Source organism: Shewanella sp. K8 (genome assembly GCF_028823715.1).
Taxonomy (GTDB): domain Bacteria; phylum Pseudomonadota; class Gammaproteobacteria; order Enterobacterales; family Shewanellaceae; genus Shewanella; species Shewanella algae.
Genome location: NZ_JAPEHY010000026.1, coordinates 1 through 19,741 on the forward strand (window position 1 = coordinate 1; position 19,741 = coordinate 19,741).

Annotated in this window: 16 protein-coding genes and 1 pseudogene; 10 read left to right on the forward strand and 7 right to left on the reverse strand. The window is 55.5% G+C overall.

Annotation, left to right across the window (positions count from 1 at the left end):
• A pseudogene (locus tag ON072_RS14285) lies at positions 1–437 on the reverse strand (HNH endonuclease); the annotation flags it as partial.
• A 322-nt stretch (positions 438–759) separates the two neighbouring features.
• Here ON072_RS14285 and ON072_RS14290 point away from each other — a divergent pair.
• The 5 genes from ON072_RS14290 to ON072_RS14310 are packed head-to-tail and all read left to right on the forward strand — an operon-like array spanning position 760 to position 8,174.
• Positions 760–2,139, forward strand: coding sequence for an SWIM zinc finger family protein (locus tag ON072_RS14290; RefSeq protein WP_144380199.1), 1,380 nt, complete (start codon positions 760–762; stop codon positions 2,137–2,139).
• The gene (locus ON072_RS14295; RefSeq protein WP_144380200.1) at positions 2,133–3,602 is read left to right on the forward strand and encodes a DUF5691 domain-containing protein; all 1,470 of its coding nucleotides are present in this window, start codon (positions 2,133–2,135) and stop codon (positions 3,600–3,602) included. The genes ON072_RS14290 and ON072_RS14295 overlap by 7 nt, the downstream gene beginning before the upstream one ends.
• Positions 3,603–3,606: 4 nt before the next feature.
• Positions 3,607–4,686, forward strand: a complete 1,080-nt coding sequence (locus ON072_RS14300; RefSeq protein WP_044735391.1) for an ATP-binding protein — start codon at positions 3,607–3,609, stop codon at positions 4,684–4,686.
• 27 nt (positions 4,687–4,713) lie between these two features.
• Positions 4,714–7,023: a DUF5682 family protein gene (locus ON072_RS14305; protein WP_261753102.1), complete on the forward strand. Its 2,310-nt coding sequence runs from the start codon at positions 4,714–4,716 to the stop codon at positions 7,021–7,023.
• A complete protein-coding gene (locus tag ON072_RS14310) occupies positions 7,011–8,174 on the forward strand; it encodes a VWA domain-containing protein (protein WP_037467560.1) in 1,164 nt (387 codons plus the stop codon). The genes ON072_RS14305 and ON072_RS14310 overlap by 13 nt, the downstream gene beginning before the upstream one ends.
• A 153-nt stretch (positions 8,175–8,327) precedes the next feature.
• Here ON072_RS14310 and ON072_RS14315 read toward each other — a convergent pair whose 3' ends face one another.
• Entirely contained in the window at positions 8,328–9,221 is an 894-nt protein-coding gene (locus ON072_RS14315; protein WP_107005754.1) for a LysR family transcriptional regulator, read from the reverse strand.
• 173 nt (positions 9,222–9,394) lie between these two features.
• On the opposite strand from ON072_RS14315, the gene ON072_RS14320 reads away from it, so the two are divergent.
• From ON072_RS14320 to ON072_RS14340, 5 genes are all read left to right on the forward strand, one after another.
• Positions 9,395–9,910, forward strand: coding sequence for a DMT family transporter (locus ON072_RS14320; protein WP_201314610.1), 516 nt, complete (start codon positions 9,395–9,397; stop codon positions 9,908–9,910).
• Positions 9,911–9,928: 18 nt separating this feature from the next.
• Entirely contained in the window at positions 9,929–10,414 is a 486-nt protein-coding gene (locus ON072_RS14325; protein ID WP_232786062.1) for a DMT family transporter, read from the forward strand.
• Positions 10,415–10,499: 85 nt separating this feature from the next.
• The gene (gene yjjG / locus ON072_RS14330; protein WP_028780088.1) at positions 10,500–11,192 is read left to right on the forward strand and encodes a pyrimidine 5'-nucleotidase; all 693 of its coding nucleotides are present in this window, start codon (positions 10,500–10,502) and stop codon (positions 11,190–11,192) included.
• A 220-nt stretch (positions 11,193–11,412) separates the two neighbouring features.
• On the forward strand, positions 11,413–13,581 hold the full coding sequence (locus tag ON072_RS14335; protein WP_101095247.1) for a TonB-dependent receptor plug domain-containing protein: 2,169 nt from the start codon (positions 11,413–11,415) through the stop codon (positions 13,579–13,581).
• A gap of 2 nt (positions 13,582–13,583) precedes the next feature.
• A complete protein-coding gene (locus tag ON072_RS14340) occupies positions 13,584–14,045 on the forward strand; it encodes a TlpA family protein disulfide reductase (RefSeq protein ID WP_044735386.1) in 462 nt (153 codons plus the stop codon).
• 158 nt (positions 14,046–14,203) lie between these two features.
• On the opposite strand, the gene ON072_RS14345 is transcribed toward ON072_RS14340, so the two are convergent.
• The 5 genes from ON072_RS14345 to caiB form a co-directional block, all read right to left on the reverse strand.
• Positions 14,204–15,145, reverse strand: coding sequence for an alpha/beta hydrolase (locus ON072_RS14345; RefSeq protein ID WP_261753103.1), 942 nt, complete (start codon positions 15,143–15,145; stop codon positions 14,204–14,206).
• Positions 15,146–15,170: 25 nt separating this feature from the next.
• A complete protein-coding gene (gene caiE, locus ON072_RS14350) occupies positions 15,171–15,794 on the reverse strand; it encodes a carnitine operon protein CaiE (protein WP_272481835.1) in 624 nt (207 codons plus the stop codon).
• Positions 15,795–15,824: 30 nt separating this feature from the next.
• Positions 15,825–16,610: a crotonobetainyl-CoA hydratase gene (caiD, locus tag ON072_RS14355; RefSeq protein ID WP_025010097.1), complete on the reverse strand. Its 786-nt coding sequence runs from the start codon at positions 16,608–16,610 to the stop codon at positions 15,825–15,827.
• A 239-nt stretch (positions 16,611–16,849) separates the two neighbouring features.
• Positions 16,850–18,406 carry a crotonobetaine/carnitine-CoA ligase gene (gene caiC, locus ON072_RS14360; RefSeq protein ID WP_274626077.1) on the reverse strand — a complete coding sequence of 519 codons (1,557 nt, stop codon included), beginning with the start codon at positions 18,404–18,406 and terminating at the stop codon, positions 16,850–16,852.
• Positions 18,407–18,479: 73 nt separating this feature from the next.
• The gene (caiB, locus tag ON072_RS14365) at positions 18,480–19,706 is read right to left on the reverse strand and encodes an L-carnitine CoA-transferase (RefSeq protein WP_274626078.1); all 1,227 of its coding nucleotides are present in this window, start codon (positions 19,704–19,706) and stop codon (positions 18,480–18,482) included.
• Positions 19,707–19,741: the final 35 nt, after the last annotated feature.

A 19,741-nucleotide genomic window follows, 5' to 3' on the forward strand; every position in this document is an offset into this window, starting at 1 on the left:
CCAGGCCTGTAAGCCGACGCAGAGCACACATGGGACTTGTTCGCACCTTCCTTAGTCAGCGTCTCTCTTTCCCTGCCGTGAAAATCGTCTGTCCCTGCGGACTTTACATTTTGTGGCTCAGAGGATTGTGTTAACTGCTGGTGGGCAGCATAAGCTTTGAGATAGAAGGTTTCCCAGTCCTGGGTCATCTCTTGCCACATGGCTTTGTCGGCTCTAGAAGCACCAGGGAGTCCCTTGCGACCTGTAGAGGTGATGCTGGGGTCACAGCTGGCAATATTAGCCATCTTCATCGATAGCGATGAGGCCGACCTTTGCATGAGTTCGGCTATCTGGATTATTTCTGGGTTACGCTGGCTTATTCTGCCAAAGGGCGTGTGGCTATAAAGATAAAAAGCCACCAGTAGTTCATCCCGTTCCCACCTACGTTGATTTGCCATAAGCCCTCCTAGAGATGCTGCCAGTATGGACAGTATCCCTTTAAAATCAATTAGAAAATTGATTTTTCCCGGTTATCGAACTTGTCTACTGCCTATCTCAGCTTGTTACAGCCGGGAGGCAAGGCACTTTCCTTAGCTGTGCTTAAGATCAAATGCTTATCTAAAACTCTTGCCATTCGGGTAAAGGCAATTTCTTTTCCAGTCTAATTCAGGCAGAATCTCGCACTTGAATTTGAAGGGCTTTTGTCTTTAGCCCAATAGGATAGGACGTCTTTGTCTGCCCCTCATTCGTTGGCGGCGGGCATGAGAACAAGGACTGGAAATGGAACTCCCATTACAGGTAGTGCAGGACCTGGCCCCGGATCAGTCATCTCTGGGGGCTGCCAAAAAGCTGCTCAATACATCCAAGTGGCCCATGTTGGGCGTAGCCTCTGAACTCAATAGTATTTGGGGGCAGTGCCAGGGATCGGGCGCCAATCCCTACCTCACCATGGCAGATGTGGTCGACCATGGCTACAAGTGTACCTGCCCATCTAGAAAATTCCCGTGTAAACATGTGCTTGCATTGATGTGGATCTTCAGTGAAAGCCAAGACAGCTTCAATGAGTCAACCCCGCCTGATTGGGTTGGGGAATGGTTGTCCCGTCGTCGTCGCAGTTCTGCCACCGCAACTGAGGATAACAAGCCCTCGGTGGCGAAGAATATCGCCACCGCTGGTGATGAAGAGCCAATGCTCAGCCCGGAGCAACTCGCCAAGAATGCCGCGCAAAAGCAAAAGCGGGCTTTGGCGGCGCAGCAAGCCAGCGAGCAAAGCATACGCGAAGGGTTGGCCGAGCTTGAGCTGTGGATCCGCGATCAACAACGAACCGGTCTTTCCGGACTGCTTAAGGATTTGCGCCCCAGGGTTCGACGCATTGCCGCAAGATTGGTGGATGCTAAAGCGAGTGCCTTGGCATCCAGAGTCGATGAATTACCGTCCTTGTTGGCTGGACTGCCGTTTGAGCGGCAACTGGCCCGGCTGATAGAAGAACTGGGGGTCTGGGTCTTGCTTTCCCGGGCCTGGCGAATCAATCCACAGGATCCCGATGTTCGCCGGGCGCTGGTTGGGGCGGAAAATCGAGAACAACTGCTGGCCAATGCCGCCGCCGGGGTCAGTGGCCGCTGGTTATGCCTTGGTGAGCGTATCGAAACCCGACGGGACGGTTTGGTTAGCCATGCGACCTGGCTTTGGCCACTGGATGGCCAGTGTAGCTCAGGCGCCATGTTGCTCGACTATTATCCAGCCACGGCAGGCAAACGTGAGGCCAGCCTCAGGGCCGGTACCTTGCTTGAAGGGGAACTGGTCTTTTATCCCTCCAGGGCGCCGCAGCGCGCCATATTGACCCAGTACCAGATTCTGGCACCAGAAGCCGTATCCTGGCCCGCAGCCTCGGCTGTGACACCAGAGCAAGCCTTGTTTACGCTGCGGCGCACCTTGCCATGGGAAACTTCAGTGCCCTTGGTGTTGGGCCCATGCCGTTTGCAGCAGGCAGAGGACGGCGGTTATTGGCTCAGTGTCGAGGAGCAGCTAATTCCGGTGAAGGGGAGAGACTTGCCACCCTTGGCACAGGGAGACTTGCAAGGGGCCTTTGTCTGCTGGCGTGGTGATGGAGCCGAACTTCTATCTGTTTGTACCAGTGCCTGGGGGGTGATCTCATGCTAAATGCTGAAACCCTGCAACAGGATCTGGTGCAGATTGACGAACTCAAGCAGCGTTGGTTGATAGGTGATGGCGGCGCGCCGGTTTCGCTTCCTGAGCACTGGACAGTGCCCGCCGATGCCGACGATGACGAGCGCACCCTGATGGCGCTGGCCTATTGCAGCCAGTATCCCCTGTTGCAACAACCCCATCCCCCCGGGGCGCTTAAAACCTTGCCCGGCTTGCCGCAACTGAGTCTGTCCCTATTACCCGGCCAATGTCGCCCGGCATTCAGGCAGTTACTGGCGATGACCACCACATCCGGTAGTCAATATCAGGCGCTGTTGGCGCTGCTGGTGAGTCGTGGTTTTTCCCCTCATCCCGAAGACTGGCTGCCCGGTCGACAGGATGCAGAGCTGCCGCCTGAGTTTGAACCTTGGGTTTGCTGGGTTACCGATGCCAGGGATGAACCGCTCACCGAAGAGAGCTGGCCCGATAAAAGCCCGGCACAGAGGCTGGCTGCGCTTAAGCTGCTGCGGCGCCGGTCGCCGGATACCGCTCGTGATTTGCTGGCAAGCATGGCCGCCTTGGAAGCCGCCGATAAACGCCTGAATCTCTATCAGGTATTGGCAGATGGACTGAGCTCGGCAGACTTGCCCTTATTGGTATCTCTGGAAAAAGACAGATCCCAGAAAGTGAAGGAACTGGCCAATCAATTGCAGATGCGCTTAGGTCAGGGCAACCAGCAAGCGGAAGATGAGACACTCACAGAGCTGGTAACTTGGCTGTCACTGAAACCTCGGGGGCTGCTACGGCGCGAAACTGTGTTGCTTGCTCCTGTGCTGAAAAACAGTGTCCAGAATCGTGACCGCTGCGCCGCACTGAAGAGCATTTCCTTGCCTTTGCTGGCAACTGGGCTGGGCATGAGTCTGGAGCAGCTTTTGTGCCAGTGGTCCTTTGCCGACAACGCCGGTAAGGGGCTCAATAGCCCCAATCAGGCCTTGCTGCTGAATGTTGCTGCCAGTTTGCCCGAGGAACAGGTGTTGTTGGTGGCCAATCGGCTGCTCGATTGGGCCGTTGAGGAAAATGAAAATCCCATGGCTGAACTGGGTTTATTGGTATCCAGGTTAAACGAGCAAGCCAAGGTCAACCTGGCTCAGACGCTACTGTCCAAGGCTCCCGGCGATCTGCTCCCCAATGCTCCGTACGCACTATTTAGCAGTGAATGGCACTGGCTGAGTGTCGCTGAGTTCAGCCGTTGCAAGGCCACGGCTGAACTGCTTAAACAACTTAAAACCCTGGTGCAAGCCAAGGATGCGGACGAGATGGAACGGCAACTCGCTTGGGTGATGCAACAATTGGGTTTGTGCCTGAACCTCGAGTGTGCTCAGTGGCTGCTGGCCGAGACAAAGACGCTGGGGATATCGCCCATGCACCCAATACTCGACTATTTGAAATTTAACGTAAGTTTGCAACGAGAAGGATGAAAAGATGAGTGACGTATTAAGGCAACCGGCGGAAGTCATTTATCAAGCCGAGCTGGATGCTCTGAAAGAAGAAGATCATGGCCAAAAACCCGAGAATTGGCAACTGACGCCTAAAAGTGTGGTCAAGTATCTACTCGGTGGCACTACGGATTCCGGGGTGTCTATCAGCCCCAAATACATAGGCAATCGTCGCCTTATCGAAACAGCGGTTGCGACTTTGGCCACTGACAGGGCGCTGTTGCTCCTTGGGGTACCGGGTACTGCCAAGTCCTGGGTGTCCGAGCATCTGGCTGCGGCTATTTCGGGCAACAGTACCCAGGTGATCCAATGCACTGCAGGCACAGATGAAAACCAAATTCGTTACGGTTGGAACTATGCACAGCTGCTTGCCAAAGGCCCCAGTAAGGACGCTTTGGTGCCGACACCACTGTTCCGGGCCATGGAGTCTGGTACCTTGTGCCGTCTGGAGGAATTGACCCGCATGGGGTCGGATGTCCAGGATACCCTGATAACCGTATTGTCTGAAAAAATGTTACCGGTGCCCGAGCTGAACGATGCTGTGTTTGCCAAGCGTGGTTTCAACATCATAGCTACCGCCAATAACCGCGATAAAGGTGTGAATGAGCTGTCTTCGGCACTCAAGCGGCGCTTCAACGTAGTGGTGTTGCCGCTACCCGATGATATGGAGCAAGAAGTAGAGATTATTCGTCGCCGGGTGGTCGAGATGGGTCAAAGCCTGTCACTGCCGGTGCCCGCCAGTGCCAGCAGTGAAATTGAGAAAGTGGTAACTATCTTCCGCGAACTGAGAAGCGGCGCTACCTTGGATGGCAAGATGGCGCTCAAGGTGCCTTCGGGGAATCTGTCCACTGCCGAGGCTATTGCCGTGATGGTTGGCGGCTTGAGTCAGGCAGCCTGGTTCGGCGATGGTCAACTGGGAGCTGCTGACGTGGGAGCCAACCTGGTGGGCGCCATAGTGAAAGACCCAGTGCAGGACAAGTTGGTACTCGAGGAGTATCTCGAGACTGTGCTGAAAAAACGCAGTGATTACAGCTCCTATTACCACAGCATCAATGAACTGCTGTGAGCCGTGACCGCCAGAGAACACTTGCCCATGAAGAATATCCATTATTTTGGCATTCGCCACCATGGTCCGGGCTCGGCCCGGCGGCTGGTGGCGGCGCTGGAGCGGTTGAACCCGGCGTTGGTTCTGATAGAAGGACCGGCTGATTGCAGTGAACTGGTGCCATTTTTGGCCAGTGACGAGATGAAACCGCCGGTGGCTCTCTTGTCATTTGTCACCGATGAAGCAGGCCACAGCCTCTATTATCCCTTTGCCGAATATTCGCCCGAGTATCAGGCGTGCCGCTGGGCATTGAACACCAATACAGAGGTGCGTTTTATTGATTTGCCTGTATCCGTGCAGTTGGCATCCAGGCTGCAGGATATTGAGCCTGAGTCGGAAGGTGACGACGATACAGCGACAGAAGCTGACGATACAGATTCAGCCTCTCTTCCTGAAGATTCCACCGCGCCTTACGAGGGCCGGCTCCGTCAGGATCCTGTCTCAGCACTGGCCTTGCTTGCCGGTTATGAGGACGGTGAAAGTTGGTGGAATCATGTCATAGAACAGGGCAGTGATGACGATCCTGAGCTGTTTGATGCGTTGGCCCAGGCCATGGCCGAGCTCAGGAGTGCCATGCCCAACGACAGCTTGAGAGAAGCCCAGCGAGAAGCCTTTATGCGGCTGCAAATTGCCGAGGCAGCCAAACAAAACGCGGGACCAATCGCTGTGGTTTGCGGTGCCTGGCATCTGCCGGGGCTGAAGACCAAGGTTAGCCAGAAAGAAGATAAGGCACAATTGAAGAGCCTCCCGGCAAAACTGGCGCCCAAGCGGGTGAGTTCAACCTGGATCCCCTGGACCAGTCCAAGGCTCGCCAGTGAGTCTGGCTATGGGGCCGGGGTGGCCGCGCCCATGTGGTACAGCCACCTATGGCAACACGGTTATGACGAGGTATCTTTGACTCGTTGGCTAACCCAGGTTGCCGACATGTTGAGAGCGGCCGGGCTAATGGTTTCAACCGCCGCTGTGATTGAGACCCTGCGCCTGTGTCATAGTCTGGCGGCCATTCGCGCTCGTCCCAGTCCTGGATTCGAAGAGGCGCGGGATGCATCTATAGCCACTATGTGCGGCGGAGAAGCCAGGTGGTGGCAACAGATTTCGCAGCAACTCCTGCTCGGCTCCCGGGTCGGTGAAATACCCGCAGATGTGCCTTTGGCCCCCCTCTTGGATGACTTGCAGCGTTGGCAAAAGAAAACCCGTCTCAAGAGCGAGGCTTTGCCGCGGGAGCTTTCTCTCGACTTGCGCAGTGAGTCGGGCCAGCTGAAATCCTGGTTTTTGCATCGCCTGAGGCTGCTCGATGTGCCTTGGGGCGAGCAGGGCAGTGCCGGCGCCAGCCGAGGAACTTTCCGTGAGCGTTGGGTGATCGCCTGGCAACCTGAGTTTGCGGTGCAACTGGTTGAAAATCAAATCTATGGCAGTTCACTGGTACAGGCGGCAGCCGAACGTACCATCCAGCGCATGCGGGAGCAAAGACAACTGGGTGAGCTGGCAAACCTGGTGTTGGAGGCCTTGGAGGCTGAATTGCCCCGAGCGGTAGAGCTGGGCTTCGAACTGTTGGCCGAGCGTGCAGCACACACTGCCGAGGGCTTGGATCTGCTGGATTGTTTGCCTCCTCTGGTGGATATCAGCCGCTACGGTACCTCGAGAAACCTATCGCTGGCGCATGTCAATGAGTTGATTGAACGCTTGGCGGTGCAGGCATCTTTATCCTTGCCCATTGCTGTTCGCCAGTTGAATGAGGACGAAAGTAATCATTACCGGCTGGCCGTAGGCAGAGCACATGCCCAGTTGGAGTTGGCACAAGTGGCAGATTCTGTCATGGAGGGCTGGTGGCTGGCGCTAATCGAAGTGGTCAATACTGGCCTATGTGATGCTGGAGTCCGCGGACTTTGCTGTCGCCTGCTGTATCAGGCCAAACGCCTGGATGAAGACTACCTGGCTCAATTGATGGCGAAAATGTTGTCACCAGCCAATCCGATTGCCGAAGCCAAGGGGTTCTTCGAGGGCTTCTTCAGTGGGGCTGCCGAACGCTTGCTTTACGACCCCAGGTTGCGACAGTCGGTGGACAATTGGCTGCTGTCGCTTGAGGAAGAGGCGTTTGTCGAGAGTCTGCCGTTGCTGCGGCGGGTATTTGCCGAGTTGGATGCCATGGAGCGTCGCCGACTGCTGGATAGTCTCAATGCCAAAGCTGTGGCAAAAGGCACTGAGTATTCCGTTAATGATGCCTTGGTACCGCTCTGGTCTGCCCATCTGGAAGGGCTGGGCAAGTTGCTTGCAGGAGACAATCAATGGATGAATTGATGAGACAGCGTCGCTGGCAACTGGCCCTTGGCGCAGAATTGGAACAGGCGCCCCTCAATGGCAGCGACAAACGTTTGAATGAGGCGTTGTCGGCACTCTATGGTGACGGCAAACATTCAGAGGCACGTCGCGGGGGCTTGGGCGGCTCAGCACCCAGGGTGGCGCGTTGGCTTGGGGATATTCGCGAATTTTTCCCTGCTTCTGTGGTGCAGTTGGTGCAGCGGGATGCCTTCGAGCGCTTGGGCCTGAAACAGATGCTGATGGAGCCCGAGTTCCTGCAAGCTATGGAGGCCGATGTGCACTTGGTTGCGGATCTCGTCAGCCTCGGGGGCATGATGCCGGCGCAAACCATGGAAACGGCGCGGCAGGTCATTCGCAAGGTGGTAGATGAACTCCTGGCCAGGCTGGAACAAAAAACTGCCGAGGCTATTCGTGGTGCCGTGGATAAAAGCAAACGCAGTTTTCGTCCCCGTCATGCCGACATCGACTGGCACAGAACCATCAGTGCCAATTTACGCCACTACCAACCTGAGCTTGGCACTGTGATGCCGGAAAAACTGGTGGGCTATACCCGCAAGCAGCGGCGACAGGTGGATCTGGACGAGGTGATCCTTTGCGTCGATCAGTCCGGCTCCATGGCGACATCTGTGGTGTACAGTTCCATTTTTGCGGCTGTGATGGCCTCCATTCCAGCGGTGAAAACCCGGTTGGTGTGTTTTGATACTGCGGTAGTGGACCTTACTGATGAATTGGCCGATCCGGTGCAAGTATTGTTTGGCGTGCAACTGGGTGGTGGTACAGATATTAACCAAGCGGTAGCTTACTGCGCCGACAAAATTGAGCGCCCATCCAAGACTCACCTTATCCTGATCACGGATCTCTATGAAGGGGGCAATGAAAAGGAGCTTAAGGCTCGGGTCGCTGAACTGCTACGCCGTGAAGTGAATGTGATCACCCTGTTGGCGTTGAGCGACGATGGGCGTCCGGCTTATGACAACCAAATGGCCGCGGATTTTGCCGCAATCGGCAGCCCGGTGTTTGCATGTACGCCGGACAAATTTCCCGAGTTGATGGCAACGGCGTTAAAAAGGGAGGATGTGCTGCAATGGGCGGCAGACGCCGGCATAGCCACGGTTAGAGCGACTGAGTAATACCATGAAGAAGCAGGCTGATGCCTGCTTTTTAATCCAAAGGTTCAGGCCGAAGCTTTCCCTTATCTCACATCACAGCCAAGGGCAAGCTGGGCGCTGCTCGTGAATCTGTCACCTGCGCCTCGGACAAGGCCGCTGTCTTTCGTGCTGCCATCACGGTAGCTTCGCGGTTAAAAAATCTATCATGGCGCTGACCTTGGCCGGCAAGTGCTTGCGTCTGGGGTAGACGCAGTAAATAGCGTGTCGGGGCAGCCGATACTCGGGCATCAGGGCGACCAGGCGGCCCTTGGCGATATCATCTCTTACAATAAAGTCCGGCATGTTGGCTATTCCCAGGCCTTGGAGAATCGCGCTGTGAATCGCATCGCTGTTATTGACCTCGAAGTTGCCCTTGGGCTCAATTCTGACTTCGCCGCCCGATTGCTGCTGGGGGCCTTGAAAGCGCCATTCGTTGCCACCGCGAAACAGTGAATAGAACAAACAGTTGTGTTGGCCGAGCTGCTCCGGCGTTTGCGGCGTGCCGTGGCGCTGCAGATACTCGGGAGAGGCCACCAGGAAACTCTCGCATGGCGCGATGCGCTTGGCGACCAGGCTGGAATCTGCCAGTTCACCAATGCGCAGCGCCAGATCAAAACCTTCGGCAATCAGATCGGTATGGCTGTCGCTCAACTCAAGTTGCAGGCGAATATCAGGAAAACGCTGCAGAAATTCAGCCATCAGCGGCGCGACATAACGGCGGCCATACACCATGGGCACAGACATCCTCAGCAGCCCCTTGGGGCTGTGCTGCAGCTCGCCTATGGCATCTTCCGCCTCCCTGGCGAAGCGCACCGCATGGCGCACAGAGTCATAGTAGCGCTCGCCTGCTTCCGTCAGGCTGAGCGAACGTGTGGTGCGGTACAGGAGTTGCACCCCGAGGCGCGTTTCGAGCTGGCTTATCCGCTTGCTGATCGCCGACTTACTGCTGCCGAGCTGCTTGGCAGCGGCCGAGAAGCTGCCGGACTCCACCACAGCGACAAACACCGGCAGGGCATTGAAGTGATCCATCTTGATAGTTGAGTTTTTGGAAACTGTATTGCGACATTATCGGTAATTATCCTAAATGGCAAAACAATGTAGAGTGGCGTCTGCTTGAAGGGCGGCGACAGACGCCCTGCCGAGCCCGAATAATGCCCGCCATTGGCTGGCCAAGATTGATTCGCACACGCCGGAGAAGAGAGATGCAAGGCAGCCGCAACCGAGAATCCAATATGCCGCTATCCTGGGGAGCCGCCCTGGTGGCATTCGTTGCCGGTGGCTTACTGGCGCTGATGATCCAGCTTAACAGCCAGTTGGCCTCGGCCGGCTCACCCCTGCTGGCTTCCTGGATAGCCCATGGTACCGGGGCGTTGACCGCCCTGTTGTTATGGCTATTTATGGGAAGGCGAAAGGCAGCCCCATCGCCAGGGGTGCCTGAGCAGAATAAGCAACCAAAGTGCACCTTGCCACTTTGGGCCTGGCTTGGCGGTCTGCCCGGCGCCATGACTGTGATTCTGGCGGCCATCTGCGTCAACTCTCCCCTGGGGCTGGGCGGAACCCTGGCACTCCTGCTGCTGGGGCAGTTACTGTTCGGCGCCATCAGTGATACTCGAGGCTGGTGGTTGTTGCCAAAGCGGCAACTGCATCCACTCGAGTGGCCGGCATTACTGCTGGTTCTGGCCGGGGCGCTGTTGCTGATATTTTCCGCTCACGCTTAATTTTTACCTGGGGATAAGATGATGTTGTCACTGTTTTTGTTGTTGGCACTGGCCAACGGCGTCATGGTCAGCCTGAGCCGCAGTTTTAACGGTGCACTGGCGGCAAATAAAGGCGCGCTGCAGGCATCGTTGCTGAACCACCTATTGGGTTTTTTACTGCTGACCTTGGTATTGGCGGTTTATACCCTGCTTCAGGGCGGCGCAGTATGGCAGCTGCAGGCTACGCCGGCTTACACTTGGCTCGGCGGCGTGATAGGCGCCTTGTTTGTCGCGACCAGCAGCTGGGCTCTGGCCAGGCTTGGCGCCATGGCCTGTGCCCTGTTGGTGATTTCCGGACAGATGCTGACCGGTGTCTGGCTCGACAGCCTTTCCCGTGAGTTGGGCTGGCAGGCCTGGCTGGGGGCGGCGCTGATCCTGGCTGGTGTGATACTGCAGCGCCTGGCGGCCAAGGCGCAAACCCGTCGAGTCGGCAGCGGGTTGGACGCCGCCGACGTCAAGGCGTAAAATTCGCAACTTGTGTCCTGCATAACGCTATGTTTTCGGGCTATGGCTTTTGGTTTAAAGAAGAATGGGGAAACAGGAGAGAAGAATGCCGTACTCTAATAGTCAGGCTTATCAGTGGGTATTGTTCGATGCCGATGAAACCCTGTTTCAGTTCGATGCGCCGCGGGGGCTCAAGCTGATGTTTTCCCGTCAGGGGGTGGATTTCAGCGATGCCGACTATGCCGAGTATCAGCAAACCAATGCGCCGCTGTGGGTGGCCTACCAGGATGGCAAGATCAGCGCCAGCGAGTTGCAGCTGACCCGTTTCAGCCATTGGGCCAAACGTCTCGGGCGCACACCTTTTGAACTCAACAGCGCCTTTATGACGGCAATGGCCGATATCTGTGAGCCGCTTCCCGGTGCTGCCGAGCTGCTTGATAGCCTCAAGGGCCGTGCCCGCTTGGGGATTATCACCAATGGTTTTACCGAGCTGCAGCAGGTGCGGTTGCAAAAGACCGGTTTTGCCGAACACTTTGATCTGTTGGTTATTTCAGAAGAGGTCGGCTTGGCCAAGCCGGATCCGGGTATCTTCGAGCATGCGCTGGCCAAGATGCAGCAACCCGAGCGTAAGCGGGTATTGATGGTGGGTGACAACCCCCATTCGGATATTCTCGGCGGCCTTCAAGCCGGTCTGGATACCTGTTGGCTCAACGTTAAGGGCGAGGCGGCACCCGAAGGGATTAAGCCCCATATCGAGGTGCGTTCACTGAGTGAACTGCAAAGGCAACTCTGTAGCTGATCCGCATCTTACTTAAAGCATTTTTAAACCCAAGGCCCGCCATTATGCGGGCCTTGGGCATTTCTGCACTGCCGAGAAAAGCCGCCGTCCACCAGTTAATACCTTTAGGGGATGCTGATACACCTTTAGAGCGGCTGTTAAAAACATGATCTAAGTCAATTGATAATTATTCTCATTCGTATAATATTACGCAACTTTGTTGATTTGGGGAGATATCTGAGTGAAACCGACTTATCTGGCAGTTGTTTTGGCGGCCCTGTTGAGCCCGCAGTTGATGGCGGCAGAAGCAGAAGAAGCGCAGGAGCCGGCTGCAGAAAACATGGAGCGCTTGAGTGTGGTAGGGGTTAGGCAGCGGCTGGAGCAAGCCGGCACCCTGGCCAACACCATAATGAAGACAGAGGTGATAGACGCCAGCATCATAGAAAACAAGAATGCCGTTAACCTGTCGGAAGCCATAGATAACTCTCCCGGGGTAAAAGTCTCCAACGAATGCTCCATGTGTGGTGTGAAACGCATCATGCTCAACGGCATGAAAGGGGAGCAAACCACGATTCTGGTGGATGGTTTGCCGGTGCATACCATGATTTCCGGTTATTACGCCGTCGATGCCATTCCTACCACAGGGATTGAACGCATCGAAGTGGCCCGCGGCGCCGGTGCTTCACTGATTGCCCCTGAGGCGATTGGCGGCACCATCAACATCATCAGCTATGAGCCGACCGAAAACGGTGCCGAGCTGGATATCGCCGCCGGTGAAAATGGCTATCGCAAAGTGGGCTTCCTTGGCAAGGGCGTCAGTGAAGACGGCCGCACCCGGGCGACGCTGGTGGCTCAGTATGACGACAGAGATCAGTTCGACGCCGATGACAACAAGGTCAACGAGGCGCCATTGCAGGAAAACCGCAGCGTAACCGCCAGAATTTCCCAGGATATCGGCGACTTTGACAACCTGGTGCTGCGAATTGCCAATATCCAGTCGGAGATCTTCGGTGGCCCCATGCTGGGCAGCAACTTTGCCGATGGCACAGCTTCCAGCATAGGCAGTGTACTCTCAGGCTTTGATGATAAGCCCAGTGAGCCGCAGCAGCTGTTTGAAGACGGTGATATCCGCAAGCGCTACAAGGGCAAGGCCTGGGAAACCACAGAGTGGATCAAGACAGAGCGCAACGAGGCATCGCTTGCCTGGCTGAAGGAGTTCAGTGACGACTGGAACATGCACCTGGCGGTAAGCTATGCCGAGCACAAACAGGATTCCTTCTACGAGGGGTTCGATTATACCGCCGATGACAAGATGTGGTTCTTCGACGCCAGATTCAACTACCTGCTCAACGACAGCCATTTGTTGACCTTCGGCGCCGATCTGCGTACCGAAGAGATGCGCTCCCACTCCCGCGCCGGCAGCGCCAACCCTGACTATGTCTCCGACTCTTTTGACTATGACGTCAAGGGCTTGTACCTGCAGGATACCTGGCAGGTGACAGATGCCCTCGAAGTCGCCATGGCGCTGCGTTACGACAGCATCACTGCCGACTTTACCGACCCCAGCAAGCCGGGCACAGAGTTGGACGAGTCAATACTCTCGCCCAGAGTGGATATCCGCCTGCGTCACAATGAGCTGTGGACTTCGCGTCTGTCTGCCGGTCGTGGCTATCGGGCGCCGCTGTCATTCTTCGAGACTGATCACGGCATTCTGGATGGCTCATTGGGGTTCGATATCGACATCGACGAGCTGGAACGTTCCAACTCGGTGAACTATGCCCTGAGCTACGAGGGTGACAGACTCACCTCTACGGCTTCCGTGGCCTGGACTGAAGTCGAGCACCTGGCGGCGCTGACCACCAACGACCAGGGGATCCCGCTGCTGACCCAGCTGGATGAGAAGGCCAGCGTGGTGACCACAGACATCGCCCTTGGCTATCGCCTGACCGATGATCTGACTGTTAACCTTACCGGCGAGCACTTCGACTATGATTCGGTATTCAAGTCTTCCTATGCCGTGGCACCGGTCGAGGAACGGGTGACCCTGAGCGTGGATTGGGACGTCAACGATTGGGAATTTTTCGCCAACCTGGTGTGGATTGGCAGCCGCGATCTGTCGCAGTACGGTTATGAAGGTTATAACCGCCTGGATGCCAACGGTAAGGTGGATCCCGACTCGAAGAAGCGTACCGATGCGCCGTCCTACTTTACCCTGGACTTGCGTGCCAGCTATCAGTTCAACGACAACCTGTCCTTCTATACCGGGGTCAGCAACCTGTTTGACTATACCCAGGCCGGTGACGAGGAAAGCCCCTTGTTCTATGACGCCGAAGGCGCCTTCGATGTGGGTTACATCTATGGTCCGCTGCGTGGCAGAGAGATCTATGCCGGCATGAAACTGGTGTTCTGATTATGAAGCGCCTGGCCCTGGGATTATTGCTGCTGTGTGCCATGCCGTTGCAGGCCTCACAGCTGACCCGCGACTATCTGTTCCAGCCCCTTCGCGGGCAAGAGCAGCAGACGCTGGCACATCTCGAGGGCCAGAGTGCTGTGTTGATGTTCTTTGAGCCCGAGTGCCCCTGGTGTGTTAAGCAGGCGGCGGTGCTGAAAAAGTTACATCAGCTGTGCCCTGGTCATCTGCAGCCGGTGGCGCTCGGCGTCAATGGTAATCAACTCGCCCTGAAACGGGCGCTGTTCCGCCTCAACTTTCCGTTTGAGGCCTATAGAGCGCCACTGGAGTTGGTCAGGGACATGGGCGGCATTCCGGCAACACCTATCTTGTTATTGCTGGACAGTAAGGGCAGGCTGATTAAGGGTTATCGTGGTTTGACCGGGGAAGCCGAACTGCAGGCGCAGCTCTGCCCGGCGGCCTGAGTGAGCCAATTTCAAACCTGACCCCATCGAGATAAAAATGCCCGGCATCGAGCCGGGCATTTTGTTGTCAATCTTAAACCCCTCCCATGGAGGTGGTGATTTATGGTGGCTGTTTGGGTGCCCAATTTCAGGGGTGCCAAAATCAGGCGCTTGGGTTGTTAATCCTTGACCGTCAGCAACTCTCTTACTTGGGCGCCGACATCGCGCTGGAATTCATCGGCCTGATCGAACACTCCCAACATCTTGATAAAGCCGTGAATCGTGCCCGGGTAGCGCTGATAGTGCACGGCTACGCCGGAAGTCGCCAACTTGTCGGCGTACAGACGGCTGTCGTCGCACAGGGGGTCGCATTCGGCGCAGTAGAGTAAGGTAGTGGGCAGCTTTCTGTGGTCGGTTGCCAGCAAAGGGGAACAATAGGGATGAATGGCATCGGCTGGGCTACGTAGATAGTGGTTCCAGTAGTACTTCATGCTGTCCTTGTGCAGCAAAAAACCTCTGGCGTATCTCTCCGCCGAGGCCGTGTGCCAGCCGTACTGCACCGGCGGGTAAACCAGCACCTGGCAGGCGAGATCCGCCGAGTCTTCATCGCGGCACCTCAATGCCACTGCAGCGGCGAGATTGGCACCGGCGCTGTCGCCGAAGATACCGATTCGCTTGGGATCCAGTCCCAGTCTCTCGGCGTGTTTGAATACCCACAGGGTCGCCGCGTAACAGTCATCCATGGGGATGGGGAACTTGTGCTCCGGCGCCTTTTGATAATTGACGGCAATCACCACTACGCCGCAATTCTTGGCCAGTGCCCGGCTGAAAGGGTCGTTGATTTCTATGTTGGATACCATCCAGCCGCTGCCGTGAAAGTAGATCAGCGCCGGTTGGGGTTGTTCGCTGTGTTTGGGGCGGTAAATCCTAACCGGCAGGTCGGCGGTAGGGCCGGGAATAAATCTGTGTTCAACGGCGGCCATCTCTTCCGGTGGCCTGGCCGGGGGAATATCGCTGTGTTCCTGATGACGACCGGCGTTGGGCGGCAGATCTTCATAGGGCGTGAAGCCTGCGGCATAGGTTTGCTGCAGGAAGGTTTCAACCTGGGGATTGAGTGGCATACGGGTACTCCATTCAGCAAGGGGATCAGGCCTTGTAGGTCACCTCTGTGACCCCTTTGAGCCTGGGACGGTTGGCTTCGGCTTGTGTCAGCGGTCTCACTTCCCGAAGGGAGTTGTGGCAGCGCGGCACCAGCGCCTGATATTCCAGGGTATTGAGGTGTTTCCAGTGCAGATCTTGCTCTGTGACATCGCGGATATATCGGGCGGGAGAGCCTGCCAGTAACTGCCGCGGTTGGCCTTTAAAGCCGGCTTTGATAAAGCTCATGGCGCCGACTATGGTGTCTGGCCCAATCTCAGCGCCATCCATGATCACGCTGTTCATGCCTATCAGGGCATTGCGGCCTATGATGCAGCCGTGCAGCACGGCGCCATGGCCGATATGGCCATCTTCGGCGACTATGGTGTCCTGATCGCAATAGCCGTGCATGATGCAGCCATCCTGCAAGTTACTGCCGGCCTTGAGGATCAGCCGACCATAATCACCGCGAAGGGAAGCGTGAGGGCCAACGTAGACATTGGCGCCGACTATCACATCGCCTATCAGTACGGCACTGGGATGAACAAAGGCGCTGGGGTCGACAACAGGGATCAGACCTTCAAATGCATAACAGCTCATGGCATTTTCCTGTTTGGCTTGAGGGTGGGACATCCTTGTCCCGGTTGGCGTGCTTTCCTTAAATCATTTGCCTTTCCAGACAGGATCGCGTTTTTCGGCAAAGGCCTGCGGCCCTTCCAGCGCGTCTTCTGAGTGCAATACGGATGGATAGTGTTTCAGCTGGCCGCTGCGGATAAAGCGATAGGCTTCTTCCACCGGCATTTCGCTGGTGGTGCGATAAACCTCTTTCAGGGCGGCGATGGCCAGAGGAGCACTCTGGGTGATCTCCTGCGCCAACTCTCGGGCGGTTTCCATCAGTTGGCTGTTGTCCACTACCCGGTTGACTATGCCCCAGCGCAGCGCTTCCTGGGCATCCATGCGGCGGCCGGTCATCATCATCTCGTTGACGATCGCAGGCGGGATCAGCTTGGGCAGGCGCAGCATGCCGCCGCTATCCGGTACTATGCCCAGTTTGGCTTCCGGCAGGGCGAAGCTGGCGTTGTCACTGCAGACTATCATGTCGGCGGCCAGGGCCAGCTCGAAACCACCACCGAAGGCATAACCATTGACGGCGGCGATAACTGGCTTGTCCAGATCGAACAGCTCGGTCAGACCGGCAAAACCGCCTGGACCAAAGTCGGCATCCGGGGCTTCACCCTCGGCGGCGGCTTTCAGGTCCCAGCCGGCAGAGAAGAAGCGCTCACCGGCCCCTGTGATAATTGCTACCCGCAGTTCCGGATCGTCACGGAAAGCGATAAAGGCTTCACCCATGGCAAAACTGGTCTTGGCATCTATGGCGTTGGCCTTGGGGCGATCCAGGGTGATTTCCAGAATATGGCCATTGCGGCGTATGTGTAACGATTCGTTCATGCTAATACTCCATCTGGATAAAAATTAAAATATCACTGAGTATGTGCGAAATACAGTTAACGCTTATCACCAGCCTAAGGCCATAACTATTTATGGTTTAAGCAGATATTACCCAGCTACGACAATTTTGGTAATAAAGGCATTACCAATTACTTTCTTGGTTTTTACGGTTTGCTTTTTAAGCCTTCGATATCTTGAAGGCTTAAAATTTAAATTCGGTTTATTGGTTTGGCTATTTATCAGTAAAGGCTCTTCTTTTTTATTTTACCCGAGCAGGTTCTCGGTAAACTTTTTCTGATTTCAAGGAAAGAAGGCACCTTGAATTTAGCCATATGTTCTTCGCAATATTCGAAGAATTCCTCTTCGGTAATCGTCTGGTTTTCATGCAAGACAATAAAGGCCTTGATCGCCTGATCTCGAATGGAATCCTTTACCCCAATAATGGCAATATCGGCAATTTTGGGGTGCTCTGAAATAATGTTTTCCAGTTCGACACAGGAGATATTTTCGCCGCAGCGTTTGATCATGTTGCAGCTGCGATCGATAAAGTAGAAGAAACCTTCCTCATCGACGTAGCCTGAGTCACCCGTGTGCAGCCAACCGTCGGCCGAGAGTGTCTTGGCGGTCTCTTCCGGCAACTTGTAGTACTCGCGAAACAGTGTCTTACCCGGTTCGCCCTTGATGCAGATCTCCCCGGTTTCACCGGTAGGTAAGGGGCGTCCCTGTTGATCGCGGATTTCCACTTGATAGCCCATGCCGACCCGGCCGATGGAGGGCCAGCGCCGCTTGTCACCTGGGCGGTCGCCTATGACGCCGACTATAGTTTCTGTCATGCCGTATGAGGTAAACAGGCGCACGTTAAAGCGCTCGACAAAGGCATCTTTTTCCTGAACCGACAGATTGAGGTAGAACAATACCTCACGCAGGCAATGCTGTTTCTCCCAGGGCATTTGCGGCTGCATCATCAGGGTGCGGATCATCAGCGGGATACACTCAGTGACAGTGGCACGATACTTACAAATCTGACCCCAGAAGGCGCGGGCGCTGAATTTTTCCAGCATCACAAAGGAGGCTCCCGCCGAAAAGGCCGCCATGGCTGCTGTGCACTGGCAGTCGATATGATAGGCGGGCATGGGAGTCAGGTAGATATCATCGTCCCTGAGGGCACATTGCCAGGCGGTGTAGTAACCGGCGAATCTGAGGTTGTAGTGGGTAATTACCACCCTCTTGGGACGGGAAGTGGTACCCGAGGTAAACAGGATTTCGGCGACATCGCTGCTGCTCAATGGCACTCTGTGTTGCAGTTCATCGGGTTGTGCCAGCCTTAGGCGGTGGAAATTGAGAATACTGGCCGGTCCAGTGGCCGACTCGTCAGCTATCAGCAGGATCTGCTGCAGCGGTGAACCGGGATCTTGCTGCAAGCCGCTGTAGAGTGATTGAAACTCACTGCTGGTAACCACCAGAGAGATAGCGCACTTGTCCAGAATATAGGCGGTTTCTTCCTGCAGCAGATGGGTGTTTATCGGCACCATGATGGCGCCTATCTTGGCCAGACCGAACCAACAGAAGATGAACTCGGCACAGTTGTTGATATGCAGCGCCACCTTGTCGCCCTTGGCGACTCCCAGCGAATGAAACAGGTTGGCGGTGCGGTTGATCTCTTTATTGAGCCCGGCATAACTGTATTCCTGGGCCAGCCCTTGAAGGTTTTCGACGATAAGCGCCGTTTTCTCTCCATAGTTGAGGGCCAGATCATCCCAGGTCTGACGTAAATCTTGTCCAGCTATTATATCCATTTGACACCTTGCTCAATAAAACGGGTTATGCAGCGAAGGCCTGTAAATGCTGGCCTTCGCACGACTTCAGGAGTTATTCTTCTCCCTTGATTTTGGCCAGCCCTTTATTCACCAACTCCTGGATAGCGGCTTCGTCATAACCGATATCTTTGAGAATGGCGTCGGTATCCATGCCGTGGCTTGGCATGCCGCGCCAGATCTGGCCTGGGTTGTTTTTGAATTTGGGCATCACATTGGGACCCTTGCAGGTACGGCCGTCCATGGTTTGCCACTGGGTGATAGACTCTCGGGCGATGTACTGAGGATTGGACTCAAGATCTTCGGCGCTGAGTACCTTGGCACAGGCAATTTTCAGCTCGGCGAAGCGCTCGCGCACTTGTTCTATGGTGCGTTGGCCTATGTAACGCTCCAGTGCATCTTCAATTTCCTGCCCATATGGGCATTCGATGCGGTGGATAAGCTGGGTGCCTTCCGGTACCGCTTCCGTGTGCAGCAGGTGGCCAAGGCCTATGTCTTTGAACAGCTCTTCAATTTGGGTGACGCCGACCATTTCCATCACTATGTAGCCGTCTTCACACTTGTACAGACCACAACCGGCATAGTAAGGGTCACGGCCCTTGTACTGGCGTGGTGCCATCTTGCCGCCGTTGAAGTAGTCCATCATGAAGTACTGGCCCATGCGTAACATAACTTCATACATGGCCACGTCGATACTTTCGCCAGCACCCGTTTGCTGCGCCTTGTAAAGGGCTGCCAGCGCAGATGTGGTTACTGTCATACCTGAAAAATAATCAGCCGTATAAGGGAAGGCCGCCATGGGTTGGTCGACATCGCCGTTTTGCATCAGATAGCCACTGAAGGCCTGGGCTATGGTGTTATACGCGGCCAGGTGAGTGTATTCCTCTGTGCCGTACTGACCAAAGCCTGATAAGTGAGCGATAACTAACTTTTTGTTGCGTTCCCACAAGACTTCATCCGTGATGCCACGACGGGCGAAGGCCGGGCCCTTGCTGGCTTCGATAAAGATGTCTGTGGTTTCCATCAGCTTGAGGAAGGCTTCGCGCCCTTCATCCTTGAAGATATTCAGCGACAAGGCATGCAGGTTACGGCGTGACAGCTCAGGATAGTTGGGTTGCACCCGGATAGTGTCTGTGTAAGCTACGTTTTCAATCCAGATAACTTCGGCGCCCCATTCGGCAAACAGCTGCCCGGCAAATGGGCCGGCAATCTCTATGCCGGAGAACACGACTCTGACACCCGAGAGAGGGCCAAATGTTGGCATAGCTAAATGATGTGACATGATCTGTTCCTTCTATCGATTCTTGGCATTGATGG

What these genes read in the sequence shown, in the direction of transcription:
- ON072_RS14290 (WP_144380199.1), top strand. Translation starts at nt 760, where the DNA reads ATGGAACTCCCATTACAGGTAGTGCAGGACCTGGCCCCGGATCAGTCA.
- ON072_RS14295 (WP_144380200.1), top strand. Translation starts at nt 2,133, where the DNA reads ATGCTAAATGCTGAAACCCTGCAACAGGATCTGGTGCAGATTGACGAA.
- ON072_RS14300 (WP_044735391.1), top strand. Translation starts at nt 3,607, where the DNA reads ATGAGTGACGTATTAAGGCAACCGGCGGAAGTCATTTATCAAGCCGAG.
- ON072_RS14305 (WP_261753102.1), top strand. Translation starts at nt 4,714, where the DNA reads ATGAAGAATATCCATTATTTTGGCATTCGCCACCATGGTCCGGGCTCG.
- ON072_RS14310 (WP_037467560.1), top strand. Translation starts at nt 7,011, where the DNA reads ATGGATGAATTGATGAGACAGCGTCGCTGGCAACTGGCCCTTGGCGCA.
- ON072_RS14315 (WP_107005754.1), bottom strand. Translation starts at nt 9,221, where the DNA reads ATGGATCACTTCAATGCCCTGCCGGTGTTTGTCGCTGTGGTGGAGTCC.
- ON072_RS14320 (WP_201314610.1), top strand. Translation starts at nt 9,395, where the DNA reads ATGCAAGGCAGCCGCAACCGAGAATCCAATATGCCGCTATCCTGGGGA.
- ON072_RS14325 (WP_232786062.1), top strand. Translation starts at nt 9,929, where the DNA reads ATGATGTTGTCACTGTTTTTGTTGTTGGCACTGGCCAACGGCGTCATG.
- yjjG (WP_028780088.1), top strand. Translation starts at nt 10,500, where the DNA reads ATGCCGTACTCTAATAGTCAGGCTTATCAGTGGGTATTGTTCGATGCC.
- ON072_RS14340 (WP_044735386.1), top strand. Translation starts at nt 13,584, where the DNA reads ATGAAGCGCCTGGCCCTGGGATTATTGCTGCTGTGTGCCATGCCGTTG.
- ON072_RS14345 (WP_261753103.1), bottom strand. Translation starts at nt 15,145, where the DNA reads ATGCCACTCAATCCCCAGGTTGAAACCTTCCTGCAGCAAACCTATGCC.
- caiE (WP_272481835.1), bottom strand. Translation starts at nt 15,794, where the DNA reads ATGTCCCACCCTCAAGCCAAACAGGAAAATGCCATGAGCTGTTATGCA.
- caiD (WP_025010097.1), bottom strand. Translation starts at nt 16,610, where the DNA reads ATGAACGAATCGTTACACATACGCCGCAATGGCCATATTCTGGAAATC.
- caiC (WP_274626077.1), bottom strand. Translation starts at nt 18,406, where the DNA reads ATGGATATAATAGCTGGACAAGATTTACGTCAGACCTGGGATGATCTG.
- caiB (WP_274626078.1), bottom strand. Translation starts at nt 19,706, where the DNA reads ATGTCACATCATTTAGCTATGCCAACATTTGGCCCTCTCTCGGGTGTC.